The organism is Pseudomonas sp. S2_B10 (genome assembly GCF_054668425.1).
Map to the genome: position 1 here is coordinate 1,164,452 of NZ_CP162768.1, position 26,321 is coordinate 1,190,772.

At 55.8% G+C, this 26,321-nt stretch carries 20 protein-coding genes and 1 pseudogene; 9 read left to right on the forward strand and 12 right to left on the reverse strand.

Annotation, left to right across the window (positions count from 1 at the left end; translation table 11 throughout):
• Window positions 1-60 precede the first annotated feature (60 nt).
• From kdpB to kdpF, 3 genes are read right to left on the reverse strand one after another with little or no spacing between them, the layout of a single operon-like run.
• Entirely contained in the window at window positions 61-2,118 is a 2,058-nt protein-coding gene (gene kdpB / locus AB4O45_RS05085; protein ID WP_064361229.1) for a potassium-transporting ATPase subunit KdpB, read from the reverse strand.
• A gap of 10 nt (window positions 2,119-2,128) precedes the next feature.
• Window positions 2,129-3,823 (reverse strand): potassium-transporting ATPase subunit KdpA, encoded by a 1,695-nt coding sequence (gene kdpA, locus AB4O45_RS05090; RefSeq protein WP_460161143.1) that lies wholly within the window; start codon window positions 3,821-3,823, stop codon window positions 2,129-2,131.
• An 8-nt stretch (window positions 3,824-3,831) separates the two neighbouring features.
• Window positions 3,832-3,921 carry a K(+)-transporting ATPase subunit F gene (kdpF, locus tag AB4O45_RS05095; protein ID WP_007899818.1) on the reverse strand — a complete coding sequence of 30 codons (90 nt, stop codon included), beginning with the start codon at window positions 3,919-3,921 and terminating at the stop codon, window positions 3,832-3,834.
• 398 nt (window positions 3,922-4,319) lie between these two features.
• Between kdpF and eat the strand changes: the two genes are divergently transcribed.
• The 3 genes from eat to AB4O45_RS05110 all read left to right on the forward strand — a co-directional run bounded on the left by eat (window position 4,320) and on the right by AB4O45_RS05110 (window position 6,765).
• Window positions 4,320-5,684, forward strand: a complete 1,365-nt coding sequence (gene eat, locus AB4O45_RS05100; protein WP_460161144.1) for an ethanolamine permease — start codon at window positions 4,320-4,322, stop codon at window positions 5,682-5,684.
• Between the two features lie 218 nt (window positions 5,685-5,902).
• Window positions 5,903-6,070, forward strand: coding sequence for a DUF2897 family protein (locus AB4O45_RS05105; protein WP_016770901.1), 168 nt, complete (start codon window positions 5,903-5,905; stop codon window positions 6,068-6,070).
• Between the two features lie 137 nt (window positions 6,071-6,207).
• The gene (locus tag AB4O45_RS05110; protein WP_041478311.1) at window positions 6,208-6,765 is read left to right on the forward strand and encodes a TetR/AcrR family transcriptional regulator; all 558 of its coding nucleotides are present in this window, start codon (window positions 6,208-6,210) and stop codon (window positions 6,763-6,765) included.
• On the opposite strand, the gene fabF is transcribed toward AB4O45_RS05110, so the two are convergent.
• From fabF to AB4O45_RS05130, 4 genes are all read right to left on the reverse strand, one after another.
• The gene (gene fabF / locus AB4O45_RS05115; protein WP_460161145.1) at window positions 6,762-8,036 is read right to left on the reverse strand and encodes a beta-ketoacyl-ACP synthase II; all 1,275 of its coding nucleotides are present in this window, start codon (window positions 8,034-8,036) and stop codon (window positions 6,762-6,764) included. The two genes, AB4O45_RS05110 and fabF, sit on opposite strands and share 4 nt — an antisense overlap.
• 205 nt (window positions 8,037-8,241) lie before the next feature.
• Window positions 8,242-8,577: a ComEA family DNA-binding protein gene (locus AB4O45_RS05120; RefSeq protein ID WP_460161146.1), complete on the reverse strand. Its 336-nt coding sequence runs from the start codon at window positions 8,575-8,577 to the stop codon at window positions 8,242-8,244.
• Between the two features lie 111 nt (window positions 8,578-8,688).
• Complete coding sequence (locus AB4O45_RS05125; protein WP_095182225.1) at window positions 8,689-10,683, reverse strand: polysaccharide biosynthesis protein; 1,995 nt, start codon at window positions 10,681-10,683, stop codon at window positions 8,689-8,691.
• Between the two features lie 131 nt (window positions 10,684-10,814).
• Window positions 10,815-11,177 carry a hypothetical protein gene (locus AB4O45_RS05130; protein ID WP_143498031.1) on the reverse strand — a complete coding sequence of 121 codons (363 nt, stop codon included), beginning with the start codon at window positions 11,175-11,177 and terminating at the stop codon, window positions 10,815-10,817.
• Between AB4O45_RS05130 and AB4O45_RS05135 the strand changes: the two genes are divergently transcribed.
• The 6 genes from AB4O45_RS05135 to AB4O45_RS05160 all read left to right on the forward strand — a co-directional run bounded on the left by AB4O45_RS05135 (window position 11,164) and on the right by AB4O45_RS05160 (window position 18,775).
• Window positions 11,164-13,263 carry a glucosyltransferase domain-containing protein gene (locus tag AB4O45_RS05135; protein ID WP_143498033.1) on the forward strand — a complete coding sequence of 700 codons (2,100 nt, stop codon included), beginning with the start codon at window positions 11,164-11,166 and terminating at the stop codon, window positions 13,261-13,263. The genes AB4O45_RS05130 and AB4O45_RS05135 overlap by 14 nt on opposite strands.
• A complete protein-coding gene (locus tag AB4O45_RS05140; RefSeq protein WP_095182227.1) occupies window positions 13,260-15,308 on the forward strand; it encodes a hypothetical protein in 2,049 nt (682 codons plus the stop codon). The genes AB4O45_RS05135 and AB4O45_RS05140 overlap by 4 nt, the downstream gene beginning before the upstream one ends.
• 75 nt (window positions 15,309-15,383) lie before the next feature.
• Window positions 15,384-16,493: a DegT/DnrJ/EryC1/StrS family aminotransferase gene (locus tag AB4O45_RS05145; protein WP_095182228.1), complete on the forward strand. Its 1,110-nt coding sequence runs from the start codon at window positions 15,384-15,386 to the stop codon at window positions 16,491-16,493.
• Window position 16,494: 1 nt separating this feature from the next.
• Entirely contained in the window at window positions 16,495-17,430 is a 936-nt protein-coding gene (locus tag AB4O45_RS05150; RefSeq protein ID WP_095182229.1) for a glycosyltransferase family 2 protein, read from the forward strand.
• On the forward strand, window positions 17,427-18,374 hold the full coding sequence (locus AB4O45_RS05155; protein ID WP_085607208.1) for a WxcM-like domain-containing protein: 948 nt from the start codon (window positions 17,427-17,429) through the stop codon (window positions 18,372-18,374). Before AB4O45_RS05150 ends, AB4O45_RS05155 begins: the two co-directional genes overlap by 4 nt.
• Before the next feature lie 5 nt (window positions 18,375-18,379).
• Complete coding sequence (locus AB4O45_RS05160; protein WP_252876708.1) at window positions 18,380-18,775, forward strand: GtrA family protein; 396 nt, start codon at window positions 18,380-18,382, stop codon at window positions 18,773-18,775.
• A 76-nt stretch (window positions 18,776-18,851) separates the two neighbouring features.
• Here AB4O45_RS05160 and AB4O45_RS05165 read toward each other — a convergent pair.
• The 5 genes and pseudogenes from AB4O45_RS05165 to AB4O45_RS05185 all read right to left on the reverse strand — a co-directional run bounded on the left by AB4O45_RS05165 (window position 18,852) and on the right by AB4O45_RS05185 (window position 26,284).
• Window positions 18,852-19,876, reverse strand: a pseudogene (locus AB4O45_RS05165) (MraY family glycosyltransferase).
• 107 nt (window positions 19,877-19,983) lie between these two features.
• Window positions 19,984-21,669 carry a glycosyltransferase gene (locus AB4O45_RS05170; RefSeq protein WP_460161147.1) on the reverse strand — a complete coding sequence of 562 codons (1,686 nt, stop codon included), beginning with the start codon at window positions 21,667-21,669 and terminating at the stop codon, window positions 19,984-19,986.
• Window positions 21,596-24,172: a methyltransferase gene (locus AB4O45_RS05175; RefSeq protein ID WP_460161148.1), complete on the reverse strand. Its 2,577-nt coding sequence runs from the start codon at window positions 24,170-24,172 to the stop codon at window positions 21,596-21,598. Before AB4O45_RS05175 ends, AB4O45_RS05170 begins: the two co-directional genes overlap by 74 nt.
• On the reverse strand, window positions 24,169-25,476 hold the full coding sequence (locus AB4O45_RS05180) for an ABC transporter ATP-binding protein (protein WP_095182232.1): 1,308 nt from the start codon (window positions 25,474-25,476) through the stop codon (window positions 24,169-24,171). Before AB4O45_RS05180 ends, AB4O45_RS05175 begins: the two co-directional genes overlap by 4 nt.
• The gene (locus AB4O45_RS05185; RefSeq protein ID WP_095182233.1) at window positions 25,466-26,284 is read right to left on the reverse strand and encodes an ABC transporter permease; all 819 of its coding nucleotides are present in this window, start codon (window positions 26,282-26,284) and stop codon (window positions 25,466-25,468) included. The genes AB4O45_RS05180 and AB4O45_RS05185 overlap by 11 nt, the downstream gene beginning before the upstream one ends.
• Window positions 26,285-26,321 lie beyond the last annotated feature (37 nt).

Sequence of the window (26,321 nt, forward strand, 5' to 3'; positions counted from 1 at the left end):
CACCTCGGTGAGTCCCCTCTCCCCCCGGGAGAGGGTTAGGGTGAGGGGCTCTTTTGAGCCTTACACCAGATGCAACGCCGTAAGCAGCATGTCGATCACCTTGATCCCCACGAACGGCACGACAATCCCGCCGACGCCATAGATCAGCAGATTGCGCCGCAGCAACGCCGCCGCACTCGCTGCTTGCACACGCACGCCGCGCAATGCCAGTGGAATCAGCACAACGATGATCAAAGCGTTGAAGACGATGGCCGAGAGAATCGCGCTCTGCGGACTGCTCAGATGCATGATGTTCAGCACGCCCAGCTGCGGGTAAATCGAGGCGAACAGCGCCGGCAGAATCGCGAAGTATTTGGCGATGTCGTTGGCGATGGAAAAGGTCGTCAGCGCGCCACGGGTCACCAGCAATTCCTTGCCGATCTGCACCACGTCGAGCAGCTTGGTCGGGTCGCTATCGAGATCGACCATGTTCGCCGCTTCGCGTGCCGCTTGCGTGCCGTCGTTCATGGCCATGCCGACGTCTGCCTGGGCCAGCGCCGGGGCGTCGTTGGCGCCGTCGCCGCACATGGCGACCAGGCGACCGTCGTTCTGCTCGTGACGAATGCGCGCGAGTTTCTTCTCCGGCGTGGCTTCGGCGAGCACATCATCGACGCCTGCTTCAGCGGCGATCGCAGCAGCGGTCAGCGGGTTGTCGCCGGTGACCATCACCGTGCGAATTCCCAGTTTGCGCAACTCGGCAAAACGCTCACGGATGCCTGGCTTGACCACGTCCTTGAGATGGATCGCGCCAAGCAACTTACCGTCTGCACAGACCAGCAACGGCGTGCCACCGCTCTGCGCAATCTTGTCGATTTCCCGCGCCAGCGCCGGGGCCAGATCACTACGTTGTTGACCGAGAAACGCCAGCAGCGAATCCACCGCACCTTTGCGATACACGCGGCCCTGATAATCGACGCCGGACAAGCGGGTTTCCGCGCTGAACGGCACGGCGGTCAGGGTTTCCGGGGCCGGCTCCGGTTGTGGATGCAGGCCACGGAGGAACTCGACGATCGACTTGCCTTCAGCGGTTTCGTCGGCCAGCGAAGCAAACAACGCGCCTTCGGCCAGCTCACGGCCGCTCACACCCGGCGCGGCATACACCGCGCTGCAACGACGGTTGCCGAAGGTGATGGTGCCGGTCTTGTCGAGCAACAGCACGTGCACGTCACCCGCCGCCTCCACCGCCCGGCCGGACTTGGCGATCACATTCAGGCGCACCAGCCGATCCATCCCGGCGATACCGATGGCCGACAGCAGACCGCCGATGGTGGTCGGAATCAGCGTGACCAATAACGCCACGAGGAACACCAGCGGCAGGCTGCCATTGGCAAAATGCGCGAACGGTTGCAGGGTGACGACCACCAGCAGAAAGATCAGGGTCAGGCCGATCAGCAGGATATCCAGCGCGACTTCGTTGGGGGTCTTCTGACGCTTGGCGCCTTCGACCAGGGCGATCATGCGGTCGAGGGTCGATTCACCAGGGTTGGTGGTGATCTTCACCAGCAGCCAGTCGGACACCAGCCGCGTGTTGCCGGTGACGGCCGAGCGGTCGCCGCCGGACTCGCGGATCACCGGCGCCGATTCGCCAGTGATCGCCGCTTCGTTGACCGCCGCAATACCTTCGATGACTTCGCCGTCACCGGGGATCATCTCCCCGGCTTCGACTCGCACCACGTCGCCCTTGCGCAGGTTGGCAGCCGGCACGATCTTGAAGCTGCCATCAGCCTGACGGCAACGGGCGCTGAGGCCTTCGCTGCCGGCCTTGAGGCTGTCGGCGCGGGCCTTGCCACGACCTTCGGCCAAGGCTTCGGCGAAGTTGGCGAACAGCACGGTGAACCACAGCCACAGAGCGATTTGTGCGGCGACGAAGGTCGGCACATCAGCGTCCGGAATGAAGCACAGCACGGTGGTGAAAATCGCCGTCAGTTCGACCACCAGCATCACTGGCGAACGGGCAAGTTGCCGTGGGTCGAGCTTGACGAAGGCTTGCACCAGCGCCGGGCGCCACAGGGCCGAAATCGCGGTTTTGGCTTGTTCCGGCGCTTTGACGGCGGCGGGTTTGATTGCAGGCATATTCATGATGGATTCCTTAGAAGCCCATACTTAAATGTTCGGCGACAGGACCGAGCGCCAGCGTCGGCAAGAACGTCAGGCCGCCCACCAGCAGAATGGTCACGGTCAACAGGGTCACGAACAGCGGGCCGTGAGTCGGGAAGCTGTTCTGGCCGATCGGTGCGCTTTTCTTCATCGCCAGGCTACCGGCCAGTGCCAGCACCGGCAGGATGTAGCCGAAGCGGCCGATCAACATGCCCAGGCCGAGCATCAGGTTGTGGAACGGCGTGTTCGCGCCCAGGCCACCGAACGCCGAGCCGTTGTTGGCGCTCGCCGAGGTGTAGGCATAGAGCAACTGACTGAAACCGTGCGCGCCGGGGTTGCTGATGGTTGCCGCAGCGCTGGGAACCGTGGCGGCAATCGCGCCGAGCACCAGCACGCCGACGGGCATCACCAGCAGCGTCACCACCAACAATTGCACCTCACGCGCTTGAAGCTTCTTGCCGAGGTATTCCGGCGTCCGACCGATCATCAGACCGGCGAGGAACACCGCGATCAGCACGTTGAGCAACATGCCGTAGAGCCCGGCGCCGACACCGCCGAAGATCACTTCGCCGACCATCATGTTGACCAGCGCGACCATGCCGCTCAGCGGGTTGAGGCTGTCGTGCATGCCGTTCACCGAGCCGTTCGAGGCCGCCGTGGTAGTCACCGACCACAGCACCGTCGCGGTGGTACCGAAGCGCGCTTCCTTGCCTTCCAGCGGCGCGGTCTGCTCGACGGCGGCATTGTTCAGGGTCGGATTCGGCTGATACTCGGCCCACAACGACGTCGCACCGCCGATCAGGAACAACGCCAGCATGCAGGCGATGATCGCGCGGCTCTGACGCAGGTCCTTGACGTAATGGCCGAAGGTGAACACCAACGCCACCGGGATCAGAATGATCGAGGCGACTTCGAACAGGTTGCTCCACGCGGTCGGGTTCTCGAACGGATGCGCCGAGTTGACGCCGAAGAAACCGCCACCGTTGGTGCCCAGCTGCTTGATCGCAATCTGGCTGGCCGCCGGGCCGAGCGGAATTACCTGATCAACACCCTGCAGCGTCACGGCATTTACATACTGAGCGAAAGTTTGCGGTACGCCCTGCCAGACCAGATACAGCGCCAGCAGCAGGCACAGCGGCAGCAAGCCATAGAGGGTGGCGCGGGTCATGTCGACCCAGAAGTTGCCGAGGGTCTGCGCCGATTTGCGCCCGATGCCACGGCACAGCGCGACCAGTACGGCCAGGCCGGTGGCGGCGCTGACGAAGTTCTGCACGGTGAGACCGACCATCTGGCTCAGGTAGCTGAGGGTCGCTTCGCCGCTGTAGGACTGCCAGTTGGTATTGGTCATGAAACTGACCGCAGTGTTGAACGCCTGGGTCCATTCCTGGCCTGGCAGATTTTGCGGGTTCAGCGGCAGATGATCCTGGAACAGCAGAATCGCAAACAGCAGCAGGAAACCGGCAAGGTTGAACGCCAGCAGCGCCAGCGTGTACTTCTGCCAGCTCTGCTCCGCCTGCGCATCGACCCCGGCAAGACGATAGCAACCGCGCTCGACCGGGCCGAGAATCGGCGTCAGCCAAGTGCGCTGGCCCTCCATGACCTTGTAATAGAAGCGCCCAAGGAACGGCGCCGGCAGCAGGACCAGCGCAAAAAACCCGAGGATCAGCCAATAGTCATAACTGTGCATAGCCGCTCCTAGTTCCGGTCCGCGCGCAACAGCGCAACCAACAGATAAATGAACAGCCCCACTGCCAACAGCAGTGACACCCCGTCCAGAACGCTCATGGAAGATCTCCGTGTAACGGCGTATTGCCGTGTGTGCAGCGATTGTCGGGAAGGAGGCTGTAAAGGAACGAGAGCGAGGCCCGGCGTGGGTCATAAAGAAAGCGTAAAGAGTGGGTTTATGCGGGCTTTACGGCTGAGTTTCGTGGTGTTTGGGCTGCGCCTTCGCGAGCAGGCTCGCTCCCACCGGGGCAACGCATTTCAAAATGTGGGAGCGAGCCTGCTCGCGAAGACGGCATCACCGACAACATCGCACCCAACTGGCGCACAAAAAGCAGCTATCCCCACCCGAACATCCCCCCTGCGACAGCTTTGAACTCATTACGACTTGTTTCACGGTAGTGGCACGCCCACTGCACACGCTCTCCCTCGAGCTTTCCAACCATTGCGGGAGCAAGCGCATGAACACACAACTCAAACCCACGCTGGGCACGTTGCACCTGTGGGGTATTGCCGTGGGGCTGGTGATTTCCGGGGAATATTTCGGCTGGAGTTACGGCTGGGGCGTGGCCGGTACGCTGGGTTTTCTGGTGACCTCATTCATGGTCGCGACCATGTACACCTGCTTTATCTTCAGCTTTACCGAACTGACCACCGCGATTCCCCATGCCGGCGGGCCGTTTGCCTACAGCCGCCGCGCGTTTGGCGAAAAAGGCGGATTGATCGCCGGACTGGCCACACTGATCGAATTCGTCTTCGCCCCGCCAGCGATTGCCTTGGCGATTGGCGCGTATCTCAATGTGCAATTTCCGGCACTCGACCCGAAACACGCGGCGGTCGGGGCGTACATCGTGTTCATGGGCCTGAACATTCTCGGGGTGAAACTGGCCGCGACGTTCGAGCTGATCGTCTGCGTGCTGGCGGTGGCTGAGTTGCTGGTGTTCATGGGCGTGGTCGCGCCGGCGTTCAGCTTCAGCAACTTCGCGCTGAATGGTTGGGCCGGTTCCGACGTCTTCGGCGCGCCGGCAATTGCCGGGATGTTCGCGGCAATTCCATTTGCAATCTGGTTCTTCCTCGCCATCGAAGGCGCCGCCATGGCCGCCGAGGAAGCCAAGGACCCGAAACGCACGATCCCAAAAGCCTACATAAGCGGCATCCTGACCCTGGTGCTGCTGGCAATGGGCGTGATGTTCTTCGCTGGCGGCGTCGGCGACTGGCGCACCTTGTCCAACATCAACGACCCACTGCCGCAGGCGATGAAAACCGTGGTCGGCGACAACTCCGGCTGGCTGCACATGCTGGTCTGGATCGGCCTGTTCGGCCTGGTCGCCAGTTTCCACGGCATCATCCTTGGTTATTCGCGGCAATTCTTCGCCCTCGCCCGCGCCGGTTACCTGCCCGCCTCATTGGCAAAACTGTCGCGCTTCCAGACCCCGCACCGCGCAATCATCGCTGGCGGCCTTATCGGCATCGCGGCGATCTACAGCGACGGTCTGATCAACCTCGGCGGCATGACACTCACCGCCGCGATGATCACCATGGCCGTGTTCGGCGCCATCGTGATGTACATCATGAGCATGCTCAGCCTGTTCAAACTGCGTAAATCGGAACCGAATCTGGAGCGTACTTTCCGCGCGCCGTGCTATCCGCTGGTTCCGCTGATCGCGCTGGTGCTGGCGGTGGTTTGCCTGGTGGCGATGGTGTGGTTCAACACACTGATCGGGCTGATTTTCCTCGGTTTCATGGCGGTGGGGTTCTGCTACTTCATGCTCACCGGGCAACTGCGCGCCGATGCGCCGGCGGATGCCATGCTCACAGGCCTGTAACGACTCGTCCCCTGTAGGAGCTGACGAGTGAAACGAGGCTGCGATCTTTGCTTTTCAAGATCAAAAGATCGCAGCCTTCGGCAGCTCCAGGAATTTCGGATGCACCGGGTGCAAGCGGCCTAGAATGGAACCACTGCGAAGTCGTTTCGCTCAAAGGTGGTATGCAGCATCGCACGGCGAAGTCCTCGCCCGTCGAGCTGCCATTAAGGAGAGCCGTTATGCCCTGGTATGCCTGGTTGATTCTGGTCGTTGCGATCGGCTCGATTGTCGGCGGATTGATGATGTTGCGCGACACCGCCAACAAGGTCGAACTGACCGATGAAGAACGCAAGCGCGTCGCACAGCGCAATGCCGAAGCGGATGCCAAGGATGCGCAAGACCGCTGATACGAGCCCCGCCGCAATGGCGGGGTTAGTTTTTTCAGCACAATCGGACTTACCCGCAGGCTGTTTAGATTTTAGAAGTACAGTCACCATTTAATCTTCCGTGGTTAAGATGGCAGCATCGTCGCGGAGAGCTCCACATGCGTTACTCGCCAGATCACAAAGCCCAGACCCATCAACGCATCATCAAGGAGGCTTCCGCCCGATTTCGCAAGGACGGTATCGGCGGCACCGGCCTGCAGCCTTTGATGAAAGCCCTGGGCTTGACCCATGGCGGTTTCTACTCGCACTTCAAATCCAAGGAAGAGCTGGTCGAAAAAGCCCTGCAAGAGGCCGGCGAGCAAGTCGCGGGCCTGTGCGAAGAAATCTTCGCGCAGGAAAACCCTCTGCAAGTGTTCATCGACACCTACCTGTCAGAGTGGCATCAGACCTCGCCCGACGAAGGCTGCCCGCTGCTGACCATTTCCTCGGAGCTGGGCCTGCGCGGCCAACCAAGCCCCACCAGCGACGAAGTCCTCAATGCTCGCCTCGAACAAATTCAAGGCACGCTCGAAGGCGAGAACAGCGCCGATCGCAGCATTGTCATCATGGCCACCCTGGCTGGCGCATTGCTGCTGTCACGCAGCGTCGCGGATGCCGACTTCGCTCAGCGCATCCTCGACGTCACCCGCGAACATCTCAAGCAATCGAGCGATTAACCTTCCCAGCGTTTGAACAACACGCTCGCATTGACCCCGCCAAAACCAAAGCCGTTGGACAAGGCATATTCGATTGAAATGGAACGCGCCTCGCCATGCACGATGTCTACCCCTTCGCTCGCCGGATCCGGGTTTTCGAAGTTGAGCGTTGGTGGCACCACCTGATCACGAATCGCCAGCAGCGTGAAAATCGCCTCCAGCCCACCCGCCGCGCCGAGCAAATGACCGGTAGCAGATTTGGTCGAAGTCACGGCGATCTTGTTCTGCGTGCCAAACAACGCCTTGATCGCCGCCAACTCGCCCAGATCACCGACCGGCGTCGACGTCGCATGTGCGTTGAGATGCTGCACCTGCTCCGGCGTTACACCGCCCTGAGCCAGTGCCAATTGCATCGCCCGGCGAGCGCCACTGCCGTCCTGAGGTCCGGCGGTCAGGTGGTAGGCATCGGCCGTGGTGCCATAGCCGACCAGTTCGGCCAACGGCGTCGCACCGCGTGCCAGCGCATGCTCGAGCGATTCGATCACCAACAAACCAGCGCCCTCGCCCATCACGAAACCATCACGCCCACTGTCGAAGGGACGCGAAGCTTTTTCCGGGGTGTCGTTGTAGCCGCTGGACAACGCCCGCGCCGCCGCGAAACCGGCGAGACTGACGCGATCGATCGACGCCTCCGCACCGCCACATACAGCGATGTCCGCCTCCCCCGCCCTGATCAACCGCGCTGCATCGCCGATCGCCTGAACCCCGGCGGCACATGCGGTAACCGGAGCGCCCAACGGCCCTTTGAGGCCATGCTGGATCGAGACATGACCCGCCGCGAGATTGACCAGAAACGATGGAATGGTGAACGGCGACAAACGCCGAGGACCACGGCTGTCGGTGGTACGCACCGCATCGGCAATCGCACCGAAACCACCGACACCCGAGCCGATGATTGTTGCAGTGCGCTCCTGGCTTTCAGCGTCCCCCGGATGCCAGCCGGCCTGCTCCAGCGCCTGCCGCGCCGCTTCCATGGCAAACATGATGAAGCGATCCATTTTCTTCTGTTCCTTGGGCGGCGTCGCACGATCCGGATCAAACCCGGCCTCGGCATCCTCCTCCACCGTCGGCACACTGCCACCGACCCGGGTCGGCAGATCAGCCACGACTGCATCTGGCAAGTTGCGCAACCCGGAACGACCGGCCAGCAAACGCTGCCAGACAATTTCAACATCACTGCCCAAGGGTGAAACCAGGCCCATGCCCGTGACGACGACTCGACGTTGGTTCATATCGTGGTTACCCCTTATCAATTCAAAATTCGACGTGCACCGGTGTGCTGCGAATCGGCTGCTGAATCAGACCCGAGCGAAATTATTATAGGCATAATCAAGACACAATATGATACCCGTAATTTTTAGCATTCAGACATCCACCAGATCGGCACCCAATAAAAAGGCCGGTCAATGACCGGCCTCTCGGCGTTGAACTGTCAGCTTAGTTCACTTCCAGCTTTTCACGATTGCGATCCAGAATCGCCTTACCAATCCCCTTCACCTCCAGCAACTCATCCACCGACGCGAACGGCCCATTAGTATCGCGATACGCAACAATCGCCTGCGCCTTCGCCTCCCCCACACCCGCCAACTCCTTCTGCAACGTGGCCGCATCCGCACCGTTGAGATCGACCTTGGCGCTTGCCGAGGGCGCAGCTGCATCCATCAGCAAAGGCGCCTTCGTCGTCTCCGAGGGAGCTACGGGGGCCGCAATCGCAGCGATCGAGGCGCTGGTGAGGAAAGCAAAGATCAGCGAGTAGAAATAACCGGTACGCATAAGTGACGCTCCATCATCGTTTTAGAAAGCAGCTTTTCCGAAGCTGCTTCTCCAAACGTAGGTCATGATGGAGTGAAGTCAAAAATGCGAGCGTTACAGGATGTGAAACAATCAGGGTTCGAGACGGCGTTGCTGGTAGATCCAGTCGACAATCTCGCCGTCCGGGGTGTAGCCGCTCACCGTTTCGCGCAGAACCTGGCGGACGCGGGAGTAGTCATCCACGTCGACAGCCGCGAGCAGCTCACCCAAACGTGACTTCAGAACATCCCATGGCAGATGATCCTCATTGGCGGTCATGATCATCGGATGCGGCGTGGCTGCAACATTGTCGCCGATCAGCAGTTCCTCGTAGAGTTTCTCTCCGGGACGCAACCCTGTGAACTCGATGGAAATATCGCCCTGAGGGTTTCGCTCGGAACGAATACTCAACCCGGACAGATGAATCATTTTCTCGGCCAGTTCCACGATTCTCACCGGTTCGCCCATGTCCAGCACGAACACATCACCGCCCTGCCCCATGGATCCTGCCTGAATCACCAGTTGCGCAGCTTCCGGAATCGTCATGAAGTAGCGAGTGATTTTCGGGTGGGTAACCGTCAGCGGACCGCCGGACTTAATTTGACTGTGAAACAGCGGGATCACCGAGCCGGACGAGCCCAGTACGTTGCCGAAACGGACCATGGTGAAGCGGGTTTTGTTGACCCGGGAAATATTGGCCTTGTCGCCAAACAGGACAGGGGCGATTTCGTGACTCAAGGCTTGAAGGATCAATTCGGCCAAACGCTTGGTGCTGCCCATCACGTTGGTGGGCCGGACAGCCTTGTCGGTCGAAATCAGCACAAAGTTCGAAACACCGGCCTGCAATGCGGCTTGAGCCGTATTAAGTGTTCCCATCACATTGTTCAGCACGCCTTCGGCAATGTTGTGCTCCACCATCGGCACATGCTTGTAAGCCGCAGCGTGGTAGACCGTGTCCACGCTCCAGGTCTTCATGACATCCAGTATTTTTTCCGGGTGGCGAATCGAACCCAGAATGGGCAGCAACTTTGTCGATACCGACTCACGATCCGCACGCTGCTCCAACTCGGAAAGAATGCTGTAAAGGTTAAATTCGCTGTGCTCGAACAGCAAAAGCGATTTTGGCCCCAGTGAAAAGATCTGCCGGCACAACTCGGAACCTATTGATCCCCCCGCCCCAGTCACCATCACCGTTTTGCCCTTAATGCAGCGCTCAAGCAAATCATGCTGCGCCGGGACCGCGTCCCGCCCGAGCAAGTCCGCAATATCGACTTCCTGAATGTCATCGACCTTCACGCGACCGCTGGCCAGGTCGGTAAAATTAGGAACACTGCGCACGTGCAAAGGAAAACCCTCCAGCATATTGAGGATTTCCCTGCGTCGAGCACGGGTCGAAGACGGCAGTGCCAGCAAAATTTCTTGCGCACCGGTGACGTCGATCATTTGTTGAATATGTTTGGGTTTATAGACTTGGAGACCGGAGATTGAGCGGTCCGAGATTCCTGAGTCATCATCGATAAAGGCTACGGGACGCATCGCCCTTCCCATGCGCAACGCAGCGACAAGCTGATTGCCAGCTACGCCCGCCCCGTAGATCGCCACTTTGGTCAGACCATCATCACGATTGGCAAAAGGAACGTGCTGAGCGGCGGTGAACCAGTCCCCCATGAAGTACTGGCGCATGCAGAGACGAAGCCCGCCGATGATCACAAGGCTGAGCCACCAATAATTGAAGATGATCGAGCGCGGCACGATGGCTTCGTGATTACTGTACCAATAGACCACCAAAGCCAGGATCAGCGAGGACAGACTGACTGCTTTAATGATCACCACCAGCGCGTCATTACCGAAATAACGCATCACTGCCCGGTACATGCCGAACCGTATGAATAGAGGAATGGCGACGAGCGGAGCACAGACAAACAACCACAAGTGCACTTTCAACGGATTGACCATCTCGTCGATACCCAGACGGACGATAAACGCCAACCACAAGGCTACCCAGACGAGCAAAACATCTGTAAGCACCTGAATCAATCGCTTCTGGCGGCGCGGTAAACCCAGCAAGAACTCGCGCATTCTGTCCATATTCCCCTGTACCAATCTGGCCTGCTCCCTTTGGTTAATCGGCGGGTACATTGTACGGAGGTAGTGAACTTCGTTACAGAAAAAAGAATGTGATGAGGACGTGGCCCCTAACGAGCCGCCATCACTGAATCTTACGGTGATCTCACCGCCCCCATTCGTTTATCACCCGTCACCTGCACCATGCGATGTCTGTGCTGCGACATCATGATCGAGTGAGTATACTGCGCAGCAAATTTCCTGCACCTCGCCACCGCGAATTCGGGATCAAAAAAGAAAACCCGACCTGGGATGATTTTTCCAATGCCCCGGGCACGAAAAGGCTTTGTTGTTGACGCGACTGCTCGCTGGTGTACGGCCAGTAACAGCGAAAGTGAAGACATTACAATCAGAATGACGAAAAGGAAGTGAAAGCAAGTGACGACAACAGGGCGCGGCATTAACTTGAAAAACATTGTCAAATGGGTCCTTCCCTGCATTTTCATGACGTTGGTCATCGCTTTTATTCTGTTGAAAAGCCCTGCACTGGATCCTGTCGTCAGTATTAGCACCAGCCAATTCCCTGCGACGCAGTCCCAGTTGTTTTACAAACGCATGGATGACTATAAGGAAAGAAATTCCAAAATCAGCAAACTGGATATGGAGAACCATACCTTTAGCTTTGCGTTGCCAAAGTACGATGAGAATCTGCGCTGGGACCCATTGGAAAAATCCGGTTCCTTCTATGTCAAGGCTGTGACAATCAGCGTGCTGGTTTATACGCGCTCTATTGAACTCGACAACCTGACGCCGATGGCACAGATTGAGGCGTCCGCCCGCGAAACGACAATTGTCAAATTCACAACGCCGTCGGGTGCGACTGACCCACAGATAAACATTCACCTTAACTACAAGCTACTCGACAAAGTGCGCTACGTTTTCGCGCTCTTGCTCGGACTGGCCAGCGCATTTGCCATTCTTTCCTGGATCAAATGGCATTCACGGATCCTAGACTTCCTGCAGGGTGATCGCGGTTGTACCGCACAATTGAAATCATTCTTCAGACAAGAAAACTTCAGTCTTAACGAATTCACAAAGTTACTCGGCATCGGGGTTTTTCTTAATATAATCCCGGTCGTCAATTTCTTTTTGTCTGTTGATGATGAACGGGGCGCCTTCCGTACCGACCCATCCATCTGGATCGCCGATGGCCGATGGACAGCCTATCTGGTAGAGAAGTTTATCTTCCCTCAGCCAGTAATGCCTTTCGTTCCTAATCTTTTCTTTTACGCCTGCGTAGCGCTGGCGTACATGTTCCTGATCAGGGCACACCGTCTTACATTCGGCTGGATTGCCGCCCTGGCCTACTGCATTTTCATTGCGCACCCGATTTGGTGGTTCATTGGCGAGTTCTACTCCAACATTCCTTCGATCGGTGTAGGCGTACTGGCACTGTCGATCGGCATCTTTGTATTTTCAAAATGCCGTATCGGCGACGACTTGAAAGGCAAAACTGCCCGCTTGGCGTTGCTTTCCAGCGTATTGCTGTCCGTGGCAATCGGCGCCTACCAATCACTGGTCATGTTCTATATTGTTGCCGGTCTCGGTGTCGTTCTTTTCAACTTCCGAAAAGACAACCCGACAGCCGTACTATCAATTTATCCGACAATCCAGCGTGCAGCCTTGTTGCTCGGCACCCTCGTTGGCGGCGTTGCTTTCTATGTCATCATAAACAAGCTTGCCCAACTGGCTTACCCTTCCGACCGTGGTTACATCGATAATTTTCTACGTATCAACGAACTGATCGCGGATCCTGTTCTAATTACCAAACTGGTTTTGTTAGAAGCGTGGAAACTTTACTCAGGCTCCCCTCTGAGCTACGGCGTTTCATTCTTCAGTGCGGCCGTCGCATTGGGATTTGCAGCCCTCTTCCTAGTCACACAGAATACTTGGAAAGCTGCTTTGTGGATGACTCTCCTCATCGGAGCATTGTTGATCTCCCCATTCCTGCTGAACTTCGTCGCCGGAGGTATTTATTTGCCTCTGCGCGCCATGCTGGCCATTTCCTTTGTTGCGTGGTTCACCACGATCATCGTTCTGGAAAAACAGGGGCTGTTGCGGATCCTCGGCGCTGTGCTCGCAGTCACACTGCTATTCCAGATGATTTCGGTAAATGGTCAATACTCGGCAAGCACAATGATGGCCACGACCCACGACCGATTCACCGCCGAGGCGCTTTACGATCGAATCAGCAAGGCCAACCCCGAATTTGACAAGAATGAACGCATCATGGTCGATGTTTATGGGCGAATGCCATTCGCGAGCCGCTATCCAGGCCCGGAAACCTCGACCATGAGTTCTTCGTTTTTCGATTGGGACCAAGGCAACGTCTATCGCATGCTGGAATACATGCGCCTGATCGGTTTCTCGAATGTTTATGCCATGGGCAACGCGCTGCGTATTCCGTTGACGCCGCACTTTGACAACATGCCGGTATGGCCGGCAGAAGGCTCCGTGCGATATGAAAACGGCGTTTATCTTGTCAAGTTGAGCGAAGTTGCCGACCCGACGCACGCACAGTACAAGCGAGTCGAGTCGCAATGATTAACAAGGCAGGCATGCGACCCTTTTTCGCCTACCTTGCGCTTGCCGGGCTGTCTTTGCTGGCAGCACTTGCGTCCCTTTATCTCGCCAAGGCAACCGGTACGTTCGACGCCACCAGACACAACATTTGCTTGAGCATTGATTCGTCATCCAAAGGCGTGACGCAACTGTTCTGGCCCAGCGAATCTGGCGCTTTCAGTGAATCACAATCGGATTCGCACAGAATCGACGCCGGTACTCAGCGTGTTTGCTTCTCGGTCGCGACAGGTCAGCGCTTCCTGCGCTGGGATCCTAACAACGTTGCGTCCGAGATGCGTGTCAGCCAAGGCGAAATAAACTTTTGGGGGCTGCGGCAAGCGCTGCCGCTAAGCGTTCTGGCTCCTGCCAATGCACCAACGTCATTGTCGACCGAAGCGTCTTCGGTCACATTGACGTTTGATAATGACGACCCGCAAATCAAGTTCGAAATCAGCGAGTCGGTCAGGTTCAAGGAAATAGCTTATAGCGCAGCGCTGCTGACTTTCGCTTATTGGCTGATCCTGAGCTGCACGCTGTTCATCCTCGGGAAAATAATTTTCGACGAAAGCATCGCCTATCGCATGTCGGTATTGGCGGCGCTTCTTTTGATAGCCGTATATCAATTAACCGGACTTATTGCTGTGGGCGATGGTGCGGGCTGGGACGGCAACGCCTATTTGAATCTTCTGTTCGACTGGAAAAATTCCGGGCATATTCCTGTCACGGATCCCTACCGTATCAGTCGCCTCACCGGCTTTTTTCCAACAGTAGTAGCAGAGTTCCTGCTAGATCTGACCAGACAACAGCTTTTATATGTACAGATGTCTTTCAATGTGCTCGGTATCAGCGCAGCCGCCGGGCTATTTACTGACTACTTGATGAAGTCCGGCATCCCGACCAGGCGGGCAGTGCACTACACAACTGCCTTACTTTTGACGTGGCCAATCCTGGTCATGTCGACTTACTACCCCCTTTTAAGCGACCATTTGGCAATAGTGCTGTCGTGCTGGAGCTTGTGGTGCTTTTCGCACAAACACTTCAAATGGCTACTGGCAACCTGCCTGATAGCACCATTGATCATGCCAGGCTTGTTTCTCCTGCCGCTGACGCTTCTCACCTTCTCACAGCCAGAAACGCAAGCTTCCTTCATCAACCGTCTGACTTTCGGCATGAAAGTCAGGATGCTGGTTTTTCTAGGTCTGGCTGCCGCCATGGTAGGTTATGCGTGCCTGTGGTTCACACGTATCGAAGACAGCGAACTATTACATGTCGGTTCTACACTTGCCTCGGGCATTCCTGGACTCAGATGGCTTAGCTCCACTTACTTGATTCTGGCCCTGATTGGCGTTGCCTGGCTTTGGAGTCGACTTCTGGGGCGTGATGGTGCGTTGCCAGTATTGTCCATCAAGTGGTTTTTCCTGGCCGCCATTGCGACGGCGTGCGGCCATGCCATTCTCTACTTCGGACTGGACTGGAGCCAGGGATTCCGAGGCCCGGACTTAGTGCAGAACATGTTTTATCAAGGTTTGAATACGCCATTCAAACCCATCCTCTCGCACTTTAGTTATTTTGGCCCATGCTTGCTTATTGCCTTGCAGCTAGTGTGGACCAGCAATCGAAGCGCGCGCACGGTGCGCGCCGTACAAATTGCCATATTGGGATTCTTGCCACTGTTGGTCGTCGGTTCCGAAAGTCGCCAATGGATCGCCATTCTTCCATTTCTGGTAGCGTACGTTGCGCAATCCGGAGTTTCGGATAAAACCACGAAGCTGATTCTTTATTTTTCCCTGCTGATGGCGACCCCCTTATTCTGGCTGGCCAAGTCCATAGCCAGCGCCTTTGCATCGGGCTTACCCATGAGTGACCCATTGTGGCAGCTGTACTTTGGGCGTCAGGGACCATGGATGTCGCATTCGACGTACCTGATCACTGCGATTGCGTGCATGATCTTCATGGCTGCATGGTGGCTGACACGGCCAACCACCCCTAAATCGGCGGATTACGTCGGCTCAGACCTGCCAGATTGAGCCGACATCACTGTCTGAATGTGTAGTAAAATTGCGGCCATTATCATGTGCGCAGTCAAAAATTCTGGATGGATCATGGACGCAAATCATCAAATTCCTTTGTTTTCTGCAGTAGCGGCGAATTCCGGTATTGATTTTTCCGAACCGCTTATGCGCGTCGTTAATCGGCACTGGTACATTTTGGGTGAAGAAGTAAAGGACTTCGAACGAGAGTTCGCCAACTATGTCGGCGCAGAACATTGCATCTCGGTCGCGAACGGCTCGGAAGCACTGGAAATCGCCTTGTTGGGCATGGGTGTGGGCCCGGGTGATCGTGTTGTCACCGTTGCCAACGCCGGGTTTTATAGCAGCACCGCCATCCACGCTGTCGGCGCCGAGCCGGTATATGTCGATGTCGATGAGAGCACCTTGACCATGTGCCCGAAATCACTGGAGAAGGCGCTGGCCCAACCGGCGAAGGTCGTGATTGTCACGCACCTTTACGGACAGTTGGCAGACATCGAAACTCTGGCAGCCATTTCTCGCTCGGCCGGGGCGGTCGTGCTCGAAGATTGCGCCCAGTCCCACGGTGCGCGCTCTGATAATCGGCTTTGTGGATCGTTCGGCGACCTGGCCTGCTTCAGCTTTTACCCCACCAAAAACCTCGGCGCACTGGGCGACGGTGGCGCGATCGTAACTTCATCCTCCGAGATTGCCGCCCGCCTGCTCACGCTTCGCCAATACGGCTGGTCGACCAAATATCACGTTACCGTTCCGCACGGACGTAACAGCAGACTCGATGAAATGCAGGCTGCAATCCTGCGAGTCAAACTGCCTCTACTCGACCAATGGAACGAGCAGCGCCGCTCGATTGCCAGCCGCTACTGTGCAGCCTTCAGCCAACTGCCAGTCAAATTGCCTGCAAGTCTGGGCGACGACTTCGTTGCCCACCTGTTTGTAATGCGTGTCGAAAATCGTGAAGCGTTCACTGCCTACCTAAAAGAGTATGGCGTCAGTACCGACATTCACTATCCAGTTCCAGACCACTGGCAAACAGCGTACACACCGCGCGAAACATTCAATCTTCCGGTGACCGAGTCAGCATGCACCCGACTGGTCTCCTTACCTTGCTTCCCTGGGCTGACCGATCAGCAAGTCGATCGTGTCATTGAAGTGGTTTGCGCCTACTTCAAGCAGGAGATTTAGGGTGCTTTCGCTGGTTATTCCGGTTTACCGTAACGAGGAATCGCTGCCGTCATTGCTCAAAGCCGTCGATGATTTGAACGTCGAGCTTCAAGGCGCGCTTGAGGTGGTTTTCGTGGTCGATGGCAGCCCGGATCGCTGTTACGAGATCCTGCGAGACCGCCTGCCCGAGCAACGTTTTGCCTCCCAGCTGATTCTACTGTCGAAGAACTTCGGTTCTTTCATGGCGATACGTACAGGTTTGCAGCATGGCAAGGGTCGCACGTTTGCCGTAATGGCCGCCGACCTGCAAGAGCCGCCAAGCCTGGTGCTGACCATGAACCGGGTGTTGAATACCGAGCCGGTGGATGTAGTAGTCGGTGTCCGCGAGGGTCGTGACGACCCATTCCTGTCGAAACTGGCATCGAAAACCTTCTGGGGTCTGTACAAACGTTACGTTATCCCGGAAATGCCTGACGGCGGCGTCGACATGTTCGGCTGCAACCTGGAGTTTCGCGACAACCTGCTCAAACTCGAAGAACGCCACAGCTCTTTGATCGCGCAGATTTTCTGGCTGGGTTTCCGCCGACAGGTAGTCAGTTACACTCGAGTTGCCCGGGAACACGGCAAGTCGGCGTGGACATTGCGAAAGAAAGTGAACTATCTGATGGACAGTGTCTTCTCGTTCACGGACTTGCCCATTCGCCTGCTTATTCGTGTAGGTGCAGCCGGCTCAGCACTCTCGGCGTTATACGGCGTCAGTGTAATCCTCGCGAAGATAGGCGGCCTGATCGATGTCCCTGGTTATGCCATGACACTGTTTACCATTACCCTGCTGGGCAGCCTCAATCTGCTGGGGCTCGGCGTGATCGGTTCGTACGCCTGGCGTACATATGAAAATACCAAAGGGCGCCCTTTGGCGATCCCTATGAAAGTTTCTGAGTTTGGAGCCAATAAATGATTGATTCGCGCGATTTTTTTGTTCATGACCGTGCGATTTGTGAATCGTCCACTATCGGTAAAGGCTCGCGTATCTGGGCGTTTGCACACGTATTACCGAACGCTCGTATCGGCGCCGAGTGCAACGTGTGCGACAACGTGTTTGTCGAGAACGACGTCATCATTGGTGACCGGGTAACACTCAAATGCGGCGTTCAGGTTTGGGACGGCATCACCATAGAAGACGATGTTTTCGTGGGACCGAACGTCACGTTCACCAATGACAAGTTTCCACGCAGCAAAATCTATCCGGAAGCGTTTTCTCGCACCATCATCCGCAAAGGTGCATCTCTGGGCGCCAATTCGACGATCCTGCCCGGAATTACCATTGGCACCTCGGCAATGGTCGGCGCAGGCGCGGTCGTCACCAAATCCGTTCCACCGAATGCTATCGTGGTCGGTAACCCGGCGAAGATCATCGGCTACGTCGATGCCAAGCCTACCGAAGGCACAGTCGTAGACAACCCGGTAAAAGTCGGCCAATCAGATGTCCATCCTTGTGGCGTTACGCTGCACCGCATGATGGAAGCCGTCGATATGCGCGGCAGCCTGAGCGTTGGCGAATGCGGCAAGGACGTTCCGTTCGAAGTGAAGCGTTACTTCCTGGTAACCAACGTTCCGACTGCTGAAACACGTGGTGAACATGCTCACCGCGAATGCCACCAGTTTCTGGTAGCGGTCAAAGGCACCGTTCACGTAGTTGCCGACAATGGAAAGCACCGCCAGGAGTTTGTTCTGGACCACCACACACTGGGCCTGTTCCTGCCAGCAATGACCTGGGGTATCCAGTACAAGTACTCGGCGGACGCGGTTCTGCTGGTTTTCGCTTCCGAGCATTACGCTGCTGACGACTACATCCGCGATTACGATCAATTCCTGATCGAGAAAAAAGCGCAGATTGGTTAATAGCCGTGAAAATTTCCGAACTGATGGAAATCAGGTTTTTCCGGTTCCTCCTGACAGGCGGGCTGAACACCGGAATTACGTATGCGCTGTATCTTATATTGCTCAGTGTACTTCCCTACACATGGGCTTATTCGATCAGCTATGTTTGCGGGATTGTTTTCGCGTTCGTGATGAGCCGGTTCCTTGTCTTCAAAGAACACCAGGGGATCAAATCGATCCTGCTGTTCCCACTCGTCTACGTCGCGCAATACGTATTGGGGATGTTTGTCGTCTGGTTCTGGGTCAAACAGCTGTCGCTGCCTGAATACCTGGCTCCACTGGCGGCGATCATTCTGTCGCTACCACTTACATACGTATTGACGAAGCTGGTATTCGTCAAACCCGGAGCGATTACTCGCTAAAAAAAGGCAGACGTCCGTCTGCCTTTTTTAATTGCTGAACGCTATCAGCGCAATCAGGCTGATCCCGCCTCGATGTTCATGCCGCAACATCCTTTTCGGATTTTCCCGCGCTGAACCGCAACGCCAGAATGAATAGTGGCACGTAAGCCACCACGGCACCGACAAAGCCATTCAGCTTGAAGTGCGTGACAGCCACTGCAATCGGCAGGAGCCAAAACACATTGATCAAGCCCACGACAAGGGTCACCGGCAGGTGCTTGCCATAACGGCGCGAGGCGAATTGGTAAGCATGACTGCGATGCGCTTCATACACTTTCTCGCCGCGCAGCAATCGACGCAACAAGGTGAAAGTTGCGTCGACGATGAACACCCCGAGCACGATCAACCAACCCCAGAAGTACTCAAATGAGGCATTGGCGGCCTGTATCGACAAAATGCCCAAGACGATACCCAGAAAGCCGCTGCCCGCATCGCCCATGAAAATCTTCGCTGGCGGAAAGTTCCACAACAGGAATCCTCCCGCACAACCAGCCAGTAGCAGGGCCGGCCCCATCAGCCCGACATACCCGTCCAAGGCGTACAGCACGCACGCCCCGACACACGCAGTTACCGCCTCGACCCCGGCAATCCCGTCGATACCGTCCATAAAATTGTAGAGATTGAGCATCCAGACGAGGTAGAGGCTAGCCAATACAAACCCGCCCCAGCCCAGATCGAAGACCTGTCCGAACACACTGACGGGCGGTAGGCCACCCAACCAGGCCAACGCCCAGATCGCCGCGCAAAAGTGCCCAAGTAAACGCCAGCGCGCAGCAATATGGCCATGATCATCCATGAATCCGATGATCGCCACCAGGCTGCCAGCACCGACGATCGCAGCGAAATCTCTGAATGCGATCAAGTCAGCAGCATACAGCGAGCACATGGCGATAAGGAACGTCACGACGATCGCAACCCCCCTCCCCTTGGCGTGGGGACCGTATGCGAACTACGGGCATTGGGAATATCCATCAGACTTCTGGCAAGGGCATACCGGCGCAAAACAGCAGTCAGAAGGAACGAAATAATTAAAGCGATCAGCACAAACCAGCTGAAATTCATCGCGGCAGTAGCTCCAAATAAAAGCCAGCATTCGTCACTGGCAAACAAAAACCATTGCACCCGCCTGGCCGATCAAGGGGTTCGATAAGCCAGGCGGGCGCACTGCATCAGTTTTTGTTCACATCCACGATCTCATGCAGCGGACGCTTGCTCAGCACGCGTTTGATTTTTTGCCGTAGTGAGTAAGGCACCGCATGGCTGATGCGCTCCATGCGTGGATGACGGTAAAGCGTCCAGATGGCCAATAGCGCGATTTCCTTGGTCGTCAGCGGCGCCTCATACACAGTTGTCGGGGCCGAGAATTTCGGCAGTTCGAAACCGTTTTTTGGTTTGCTGTGCTTATCACTGCCCACGCCGCATAAGGCCGGGTAATCAACGCTATAAAACGCTGGCTGCTGCAGGTGGGTGTCCACGACAGGCGCAGTCAACTGCTCACCGGCAGCGAGCCTTTTCACAAAGTCGCTGATTCGCCGCATCAACTCGGCTGGCTCGAGCCCATAATCATAAACAAGAGTGTTTTCACGTCCGGACAATCGTTCCGGGAATGCCCCAATGTTTGGCGCAATAATTGGCAACCCGGCTTCCAGCGCATAGCTGAGGGTATAGCTGTAGGTTTCCGGGCACAGACTTGGAAACAGGACGACATCAAACTCATTTGCGGCCATTAGGGAAGACAGCTCACTGGCATCGTAACGACCTGTAGTCAGGACACCGCCCAACTCTCTGTAGCCGAAACCGACCAGCCGGAAGTTGATTGGTGCATTGACCGTCGCTGCCGCCTCCGCCACTTGTTCCAGATAATCGGCACCCTTTTCTTTACCAAGAGCACCAATAACACCCACGTTGTAGCGGATCTTTTGCGCGACAGCCGCGACACCCTGCCCAATATTGCGTTTGTGCTCTACGTGACCTGCAACGACAGCGTTACGTAACTCGAAGTTGAGTCGATAATTGGCGAGGGTGTACGCCGAAGGGAAAATTACCGCTTTCGCCCCGTCGATAAAGCCGCGCAATTGCTCACGCCATTGTGCCGGCGATACACCATCCGGCAGAGGGAAGTCAGGATTGACGATGTCGTCGGCATAACTGCCCGGATAAACGCCCTGCGCATCGGTCAGTGTAGGGTTGCCGCATAGCCAGTAATAATCATGAACCGTCAATGCATATTCAGTGCCCAACTCAGCGGGCAATTGAACCAGTTGCGAATTCAGACCGAGCGTGTGATGGAAGTGCACGAAGCCGACACCACAGCCCTTCAAGAACTCGACCAAAAGGTTGTGCTCTTCCGGCAACTGGAAAAGAAGCTCGTCAGCCCCCGGGAAACTCCCCATCCGCAAAGTAACGGCGGACTGGCCACGACGAGGCGCCAGGAACAGGCAGCAAACATCGGACTCAAGAGCGTCTGCCAACTCGTCCAGATGCTGCTGCACACCGCCTCCAGCCTCATGCGAAATGTGCAAGACCTTTGGCCGGTCCAACGATGCGATCAATTGCGCAAGACGTTTTACCCGTAATGCTTTCAGCGGATCAGCTGCGATGAACCTCTGGATATCCAAGTGATAATCCGGATGCAGCTCGGTGATGGCCTTGGTTGCATGCTCGGTCAACGCCTGCTTGGAAGAGGAGAAGCTGACCCCGCCCTCATGAAATGCATACAGGTTAGGGGTCACGATGTTGAGCCAACCGGCTTTTAGCCCGCGCTGGCACAGATCGTTCTCTTCACCATAACCTTTGCCGAACTTGTCCTCGTTCAGCAGCCCCACGACATCCAGACAATCGCGGCGAATGTACATGCAGAAACCTACACCTGTCGGTGCCTGCACTGACCGGCAAACGCGGGCCGGAAAACACAGCATCGATCTGCTCGACGCTTAAACCAAAGGCTGGCTGGTTTTCGTAAAGAAACGCCGGGAAGCTACAAATAGTCGCGTTGTTGGAAAACGGTGTAACGGTACCGATGTTTGGCGCGATGTACGCCTCAGCGGTCAGCCGCTCCAGCCAGTCAACAGGCACGATGACATCACTGTTAAGGAAAACGATATCGTCCTGGCTGGCATGGCGCATGCCGCGATTGACGGTTTTGACAAAGCCAAGATTGACTTCGTTTTCGAGAACGGTCATCACCTGCGGCCATTGCATTTGCAATTCGATCAACATGGCCTGCATGCCTGCATCTGGGCTCGCATCATTGATCGCGACCAGTTTGGAGTCGAAAGCAATAATCCCTGGCATCGCGGCAAGGATGCAGCGACGAGTCATTTCGACATCTTTATAGATTGGCAGAATGACGCTGACCGAGCGAGTGCGCGCGACAGGCGCTTCAATTACGTCGTCAACCGGCTGTGGCAGATTGGCTTCCTGGCCGCGCAGATAGGCCGTCAGCGCCTGCTTGGAAGTCTCCACTTTGCTGCGCAACACGCCTTTCCCCTGCCGCAACGAGCGCACAAGGAAGCGTACAGGTTTCGTGATGAACCAAGAGTTGGAGTTAATGACTTGATTATAGTCAGCTTCACGCTGGTCCAGTTTTGCACTCAGCGTTTCGATTTTCTGCCTGGCGTCAATGACAGCGCTTGCAAGCGCTTCACGGGTTTGAGCCAATGAAATCTGCGAACTGCTGAAAGCAGAAAACAGATTGTCTTCGACAATCAATCGATCTTCGCCCCACGCCGTAAATTCACTCGGGCTTCGGCCGTTAATCGCATTCTGTATCTGCGCCTCGATGGCCAGAAACTCTTCCACATCTTTTTCGCAAAGTGGGTACCCGGCGGCTTCGCAAGCTCGGAATACAAAGTCTTTGCGTGTAACCGGGCCAGCCTCTGCGCCCTTGCTGATACGTGTAATCGAACCCAGCAACTGCGTTAGCGCTTTGAACAGCAGGTACTCGTAGCGAACATTCGTGTTGAGCGTCCACTCTTTGTCGATCAACTGCGGACGGCCGTCCAGATCAATCACAATATTTTGCGGGACCGCATCGATCAACGCTCCCGACACCTCACCCGGCTGGCTCTCGGCGTTATCACAGAGCACGTTTAGCATGCTCAGGTAATTTTTGAGGAAGGCGCCGATACCTGCGTAAGTCCAGCCCTCGGCGTTGACTATATCGATCAGCTTAGTGCCAAGCACATAACCATTGATGTAAGGCTCGGACGCAGCAAGATTAAAAGTGACGAGCGATTGCCCTTCACCCTCATCGATAGTCTTCCCGAGTTTTTGGTAATGCACATTGATCGCATCTTCGAAATCGCGACGAAATTCCGAACGTTTGCAATACGTCGAGCGTCGATCGCAGCTGTAATGATACGCCAGGGTCTGCGGGTCGACTGCGCTGCGCGAGACCGTCGAAGCACCTACAAGAAAGGAGTTGGCCATATCCATGCCCAAGCCGTTCCTGAAAATCTGCGACCAGGCTAATTCCAGTGAGAAGGTGCACAGATCCGGCAATTGCGGATCTCTCTGTACACTTTGCGATGCGAATGCACTGGCATCGAAATCAGGATCTTTGAACCCCTCTTCGGTGATGATCGAAACGGGCAACTTGTAATCGGGAAACGGCGCAAAGAACTCACTCGAGGTAAACCCGGCTGTCGCCAACAACGACGCGAGAGCTTTTTTCCCGTAGGTCTGCACGGTAGCGCTGTTATAGCGCCCCTCGACACCGTACATCGGCGTCGTCACGTGATCTTCAGGCGCTCCAGCAAAATATTTCAAGCCGAGCTGGTTTTCGATCGCGATGATGAGCAAACCGTCAGGCTTAAGCAGTGAGCGAACTTTCTCAAGCATTCTCGCACCCGGGTTATCACCGGCTACGAACAGGTTGGCATATTCAAAAACGCCGATCAGGGTGATGACATCGAATTGGGTATCAATGCTGAACTTCTCGAACGACTCAGCCAGAACCGAGACGTTTGGCAAGTCTCGGGTGCGTGCACGGGCGATGCTGGCGCGACGCGAGCTACCTTCCAGCGCCAGCACCCTGCCGCCCTGCTCACCTAAATACCGGGTAATTGCACCACAACCGGCGCCGATCTCGAGCACATCGCCACGCAGATCGGCATCGAACACCCGCAACAAGTTCGAACGGGTACTTGAGAGGTAATAAAGCGATGGCCAATCGGTGCACGATCTTCGCAGCTCATCAGAAAAAACACTGACGTCACTGGCCTGATCGATCAAGAATTTTATGCGCAGTTCGGTGCTATCACCATCGCTGTAGTTGATGCTCGAATAATCCGGCCTCGACCAGATGTTGAGCTCGTCATTAAGCTGATAGCCCGCTTGTTTCAATAAAATATTCAATTTGAAACCTTCTTGGCACGAATGCTGGAGTCCAGATTTACAAGCCCAAAAAATTTGTCAGTCGGACGAACCTGGAAGTGGATCGAATCATAACGCCTGTCACGGGGAGTAACCTCTTCGCCATCTTTGGTCGACACTCCGACAGAAATGAAGTAGTCACCTGGGGCCAGATCACAAGATATAAGTACCTCAACTTCGACGATCTCGCCCTTGCGCCCGCACGTTCTAAATTCCAGGCAATCCAGCGTTTCACTATTTACGCCATAGAGGGTAACGCCCTCTTTGGTCTTGATCGTCATCCCGAGAATCGGACACACCAGATCAGTATCAAACCGTACAAATACCGATAGTTTGATCTGCACGCCAGTGTCTAGGGCAATCGGGTACTCAAGCCCTTCTGCGCTCAGGTGGAAGTCGATGATAGTGGCCGATCTGTCACCCCAACGATATTCGTTCGGGTTGTAGTTCGGATGCGTTTCAAATACATCGAGGCCGCCTTCAGGCGTTTGATACGCTGCCAACTGGTCAGACGCTTCTGCACTTTCGACAGAGGCCGATTGCTGAGTCTTGCCGAACAACAAATCAAGGTAACGGTTGACGACCATGCGCGGCTCGCCTTCAGCGAGCTGCACACCGTTGTTCAAAAGAAAGGCGTGGTCACAGTGCGTAACGATTTGTTCGCTGGAGTGCGTTACCAGCAGAATGCTCGTGCCGTTTTCCTTGAGCTTTTTCAACCGATCAAAGCAACGGGCCTGAAATTTTGCGTCCCCCACTGCCAGCGCTTCATCGACAATAAGAATATCGGGCTCGACTTGCGCCTGAACGGAAAACGCCAGTCGCACCAACATACCGCTCGAATATGTCTTGACCGGTTGATTGATGAAATCGCCAATGTCCGCGAATTCGATGATCGCATCATATCGTGCGTCGATTTCTTCTTTGCTCAAACCCAGAATCGAGGCGTTCAGGTAGACGTTCTCGCGTCCAGTAAACTCGGGATTGAATCCGGAGCCCAGTTCGAGCAATGCAGCGATCCGGCCATGGGTTTCAACCGTACCACTGGTTGGATTCAACGTACCGCAAAGAATTTGCAGCAAGGTGGACTTGCCACTGCCGTTGCGGCCAACGATACCGACCGTCTCGCCTTTGCGAATTTCGAAGGAAACGTCGCGTAGCGCCCAGAACTCACGGCAATATTTTTTCTTCCCGCGACTGAGCATCTGAAGCAGTCTGTCGCGCGGTTTGTCGTAAATCTCATAGCACTTACTGAGATTTTGAACCTTGATAGCGACCTCAGATGACATCGGCGAATCCTTTTCGTGTTTTCTGAAACCAGGCGAATCCAAGCCATGCAATCAACGCCGAGCCGGCGAGATAAATGCCCAATACGGTAAAGTCAGGCAGTTTTCCCCAAAACAGAATGTCCCGGGCGTACTCGATTGCAGGCGTCAGCGGATTGAGCATCAGTAGATGTTGATACTTCTCAGGTAGCGCACTGGCAGGGTAAAAAATAGGCGACAGAAACATCAGGACTGTGGTCAGGATGCCGATGAATTGCGCGACATCTCTTAAGTAAACGCCGAGCGACGCCAAGGCCCACGTCAAACCCATGATCATCAGCATCAACGGCAGGATAATCAACGGGAACAACAGGACGGTCAGGTGCGGCGTGCCAAACAGTATCAAATAGGCCAGCAACCACACAGTCAGGCTGATCACCATGTGAAAGAGCGCCGAACCGACTGTGATCCAAGGAAGGATCTCCAATGGAAACACGACTTTCTTCACATAGTTGGCGTTCGAGAGAATCAGCGTCGGGCTTCGATTGAAACACTCCGCAAAGAAGTTGAAGACGATAAGTCCCGCAAACAGAATAAGTGCAAACTCGGTTTTCGAGTCACTTCCGCCGCTCCAGCGTGCCTTGAAAACGACGCTAAAGACAAAGGTGTAGACAACCAACATGAACACGGGGTTAAAAAACGACCAGAGAATTCCCATGAACGATCCACGATAACGCCCAACGACTTCTCGCTGTACAAGCGCCGCGATCAGGCTCCGATTACGCCAGAAACTGTTGACCATTTCCTTTGGCGACGTGGAAAAATTAAGCATTATGCACACACCTGAGATAAATCGAGGGAGACAGACT

Excerpts from the sequence above, each read along its gene's own strand:
- kdpB (WP_064361229.1), bottom strand. The coding sequence starts at position 2,118 with ATGAATATGCCTGCAATCAAACCCGCCGCCGTCAAAGCGCCGGAACAA.
- kdpA (WP_460161143.1), bottom strand. The coding sequence starts at position 3,823 with ATGCACAGTTATGACTATTGGCTGATCCTCGGGTTTTTTGCGCTGGTC.
- kdpF (WP_007899818.1), bottom strand. The coding sequence starts at position 3,921 with ATGAGCGTTCTGGACGGGGTGTCACTGCTGTTGGCAGTGGGGCTGTTC.
- eat (WP_460161144.1), top strand. The coding sequence starts at position 4,320 with ATGAACACACAACTCAAACCCACGCTGGGCACGTTGCACCTGTGGGGT.
- AB4O45_RS05105 (WP_016770901.1), top strand. The coding sequence starts at position 5,903 with ATGCCCTGGTATGCCTGGTTGATTCTGGTCGTTGCGATCGGCTCGATT.
- AB4O45_RS05110 (WP_041478311.1), top strand. The coding sequence starts at position 6,208 with ATGCGTTACTCGCCAGATCACAAAGCCCAGACCCATCAACGCATCATC.
- fabF (WP_460161145.1), bottom strand. The coding sequence starts at position 8,036 with ATGAACCAACGTCGAGTCGTCGTCACGGGCATGGGCCTGGTTTCACCC.
- AB4O45_RS05120 (WP_460161146.1), bottom strand. The coding sequence starts at position 8,577 with ATGCGTACCGGTTATTTCTACTCGCTGATCTTTGCTTTCCTCACCAGC.
- AB4O45_RS05125 (WP_095182225.1), bottom strand. The coding sequence starts at position 10,683 with ATGGACAGAATGCGCGAGTTCTTGCTGGGTTTACCGCGCCGCCAGAAG.
- AB4O45_RS05135 (WP_143498033.1), top strand. The coding sequence starts at position 11,164 with ATGACGTTGGTCATCGCTTTTATTCTGTTGAAAAGCCCTGCACTGGAT.
- AB4O45_RS05130 (WP_143498031.1), bottom strand. The coding sequence starts at position 11,177 with ATGACCAACGTCATGAAAATGCAGGGAAGGACCCATTTGACAATGTTT.
- AB4O45_RS05140 (WP_095182227.1), top strand. The coding sequence starts at position 13,260 with ATGATTAACAAGGCAGGCATGCGACCCTTTTTCGCCTACCTTGCGCTT.
- AB4O45_RS05145 (WP_095182228.1), top strand. The coding sequence starts at position 15,384 with ATGGACGCAAATCATCAAATTCCTTTGTTTTCTGCAGTAGCGGCGAAT.
- AB4O45_RS05155 (WP_085607208.1), top strand. The coding sequence starts at position 17,427 with ATGATTGATTCGCGCGATTTTTTTGTTCATGACCGTGCGATTTGTGAA.
- AB4O45_RS05170 (WP_460161147.1), bottom strand. The coding sequence starts at position 21,669 with ATGTACATTCGCCGCGATTGTCTGGATGTCGTGGGGCTGCTGAACGAG.
- AB4O45_RS05180 (WP_095182232.1), bottom strand. The coding sequence starts at position 25,476 with ATGTCATCTGAGGTCGCTATCAAGGTTCAAAATCTCAGTAAGTGCTAT.
- AB4O45_RS05185 (WP_095182233.1), bottom strand. The coding sequence starts at position 26,284 with ATGCTTAATTTTTCCACGTCGCCAAAGGAAATGGTCAACAGTTTCTGG.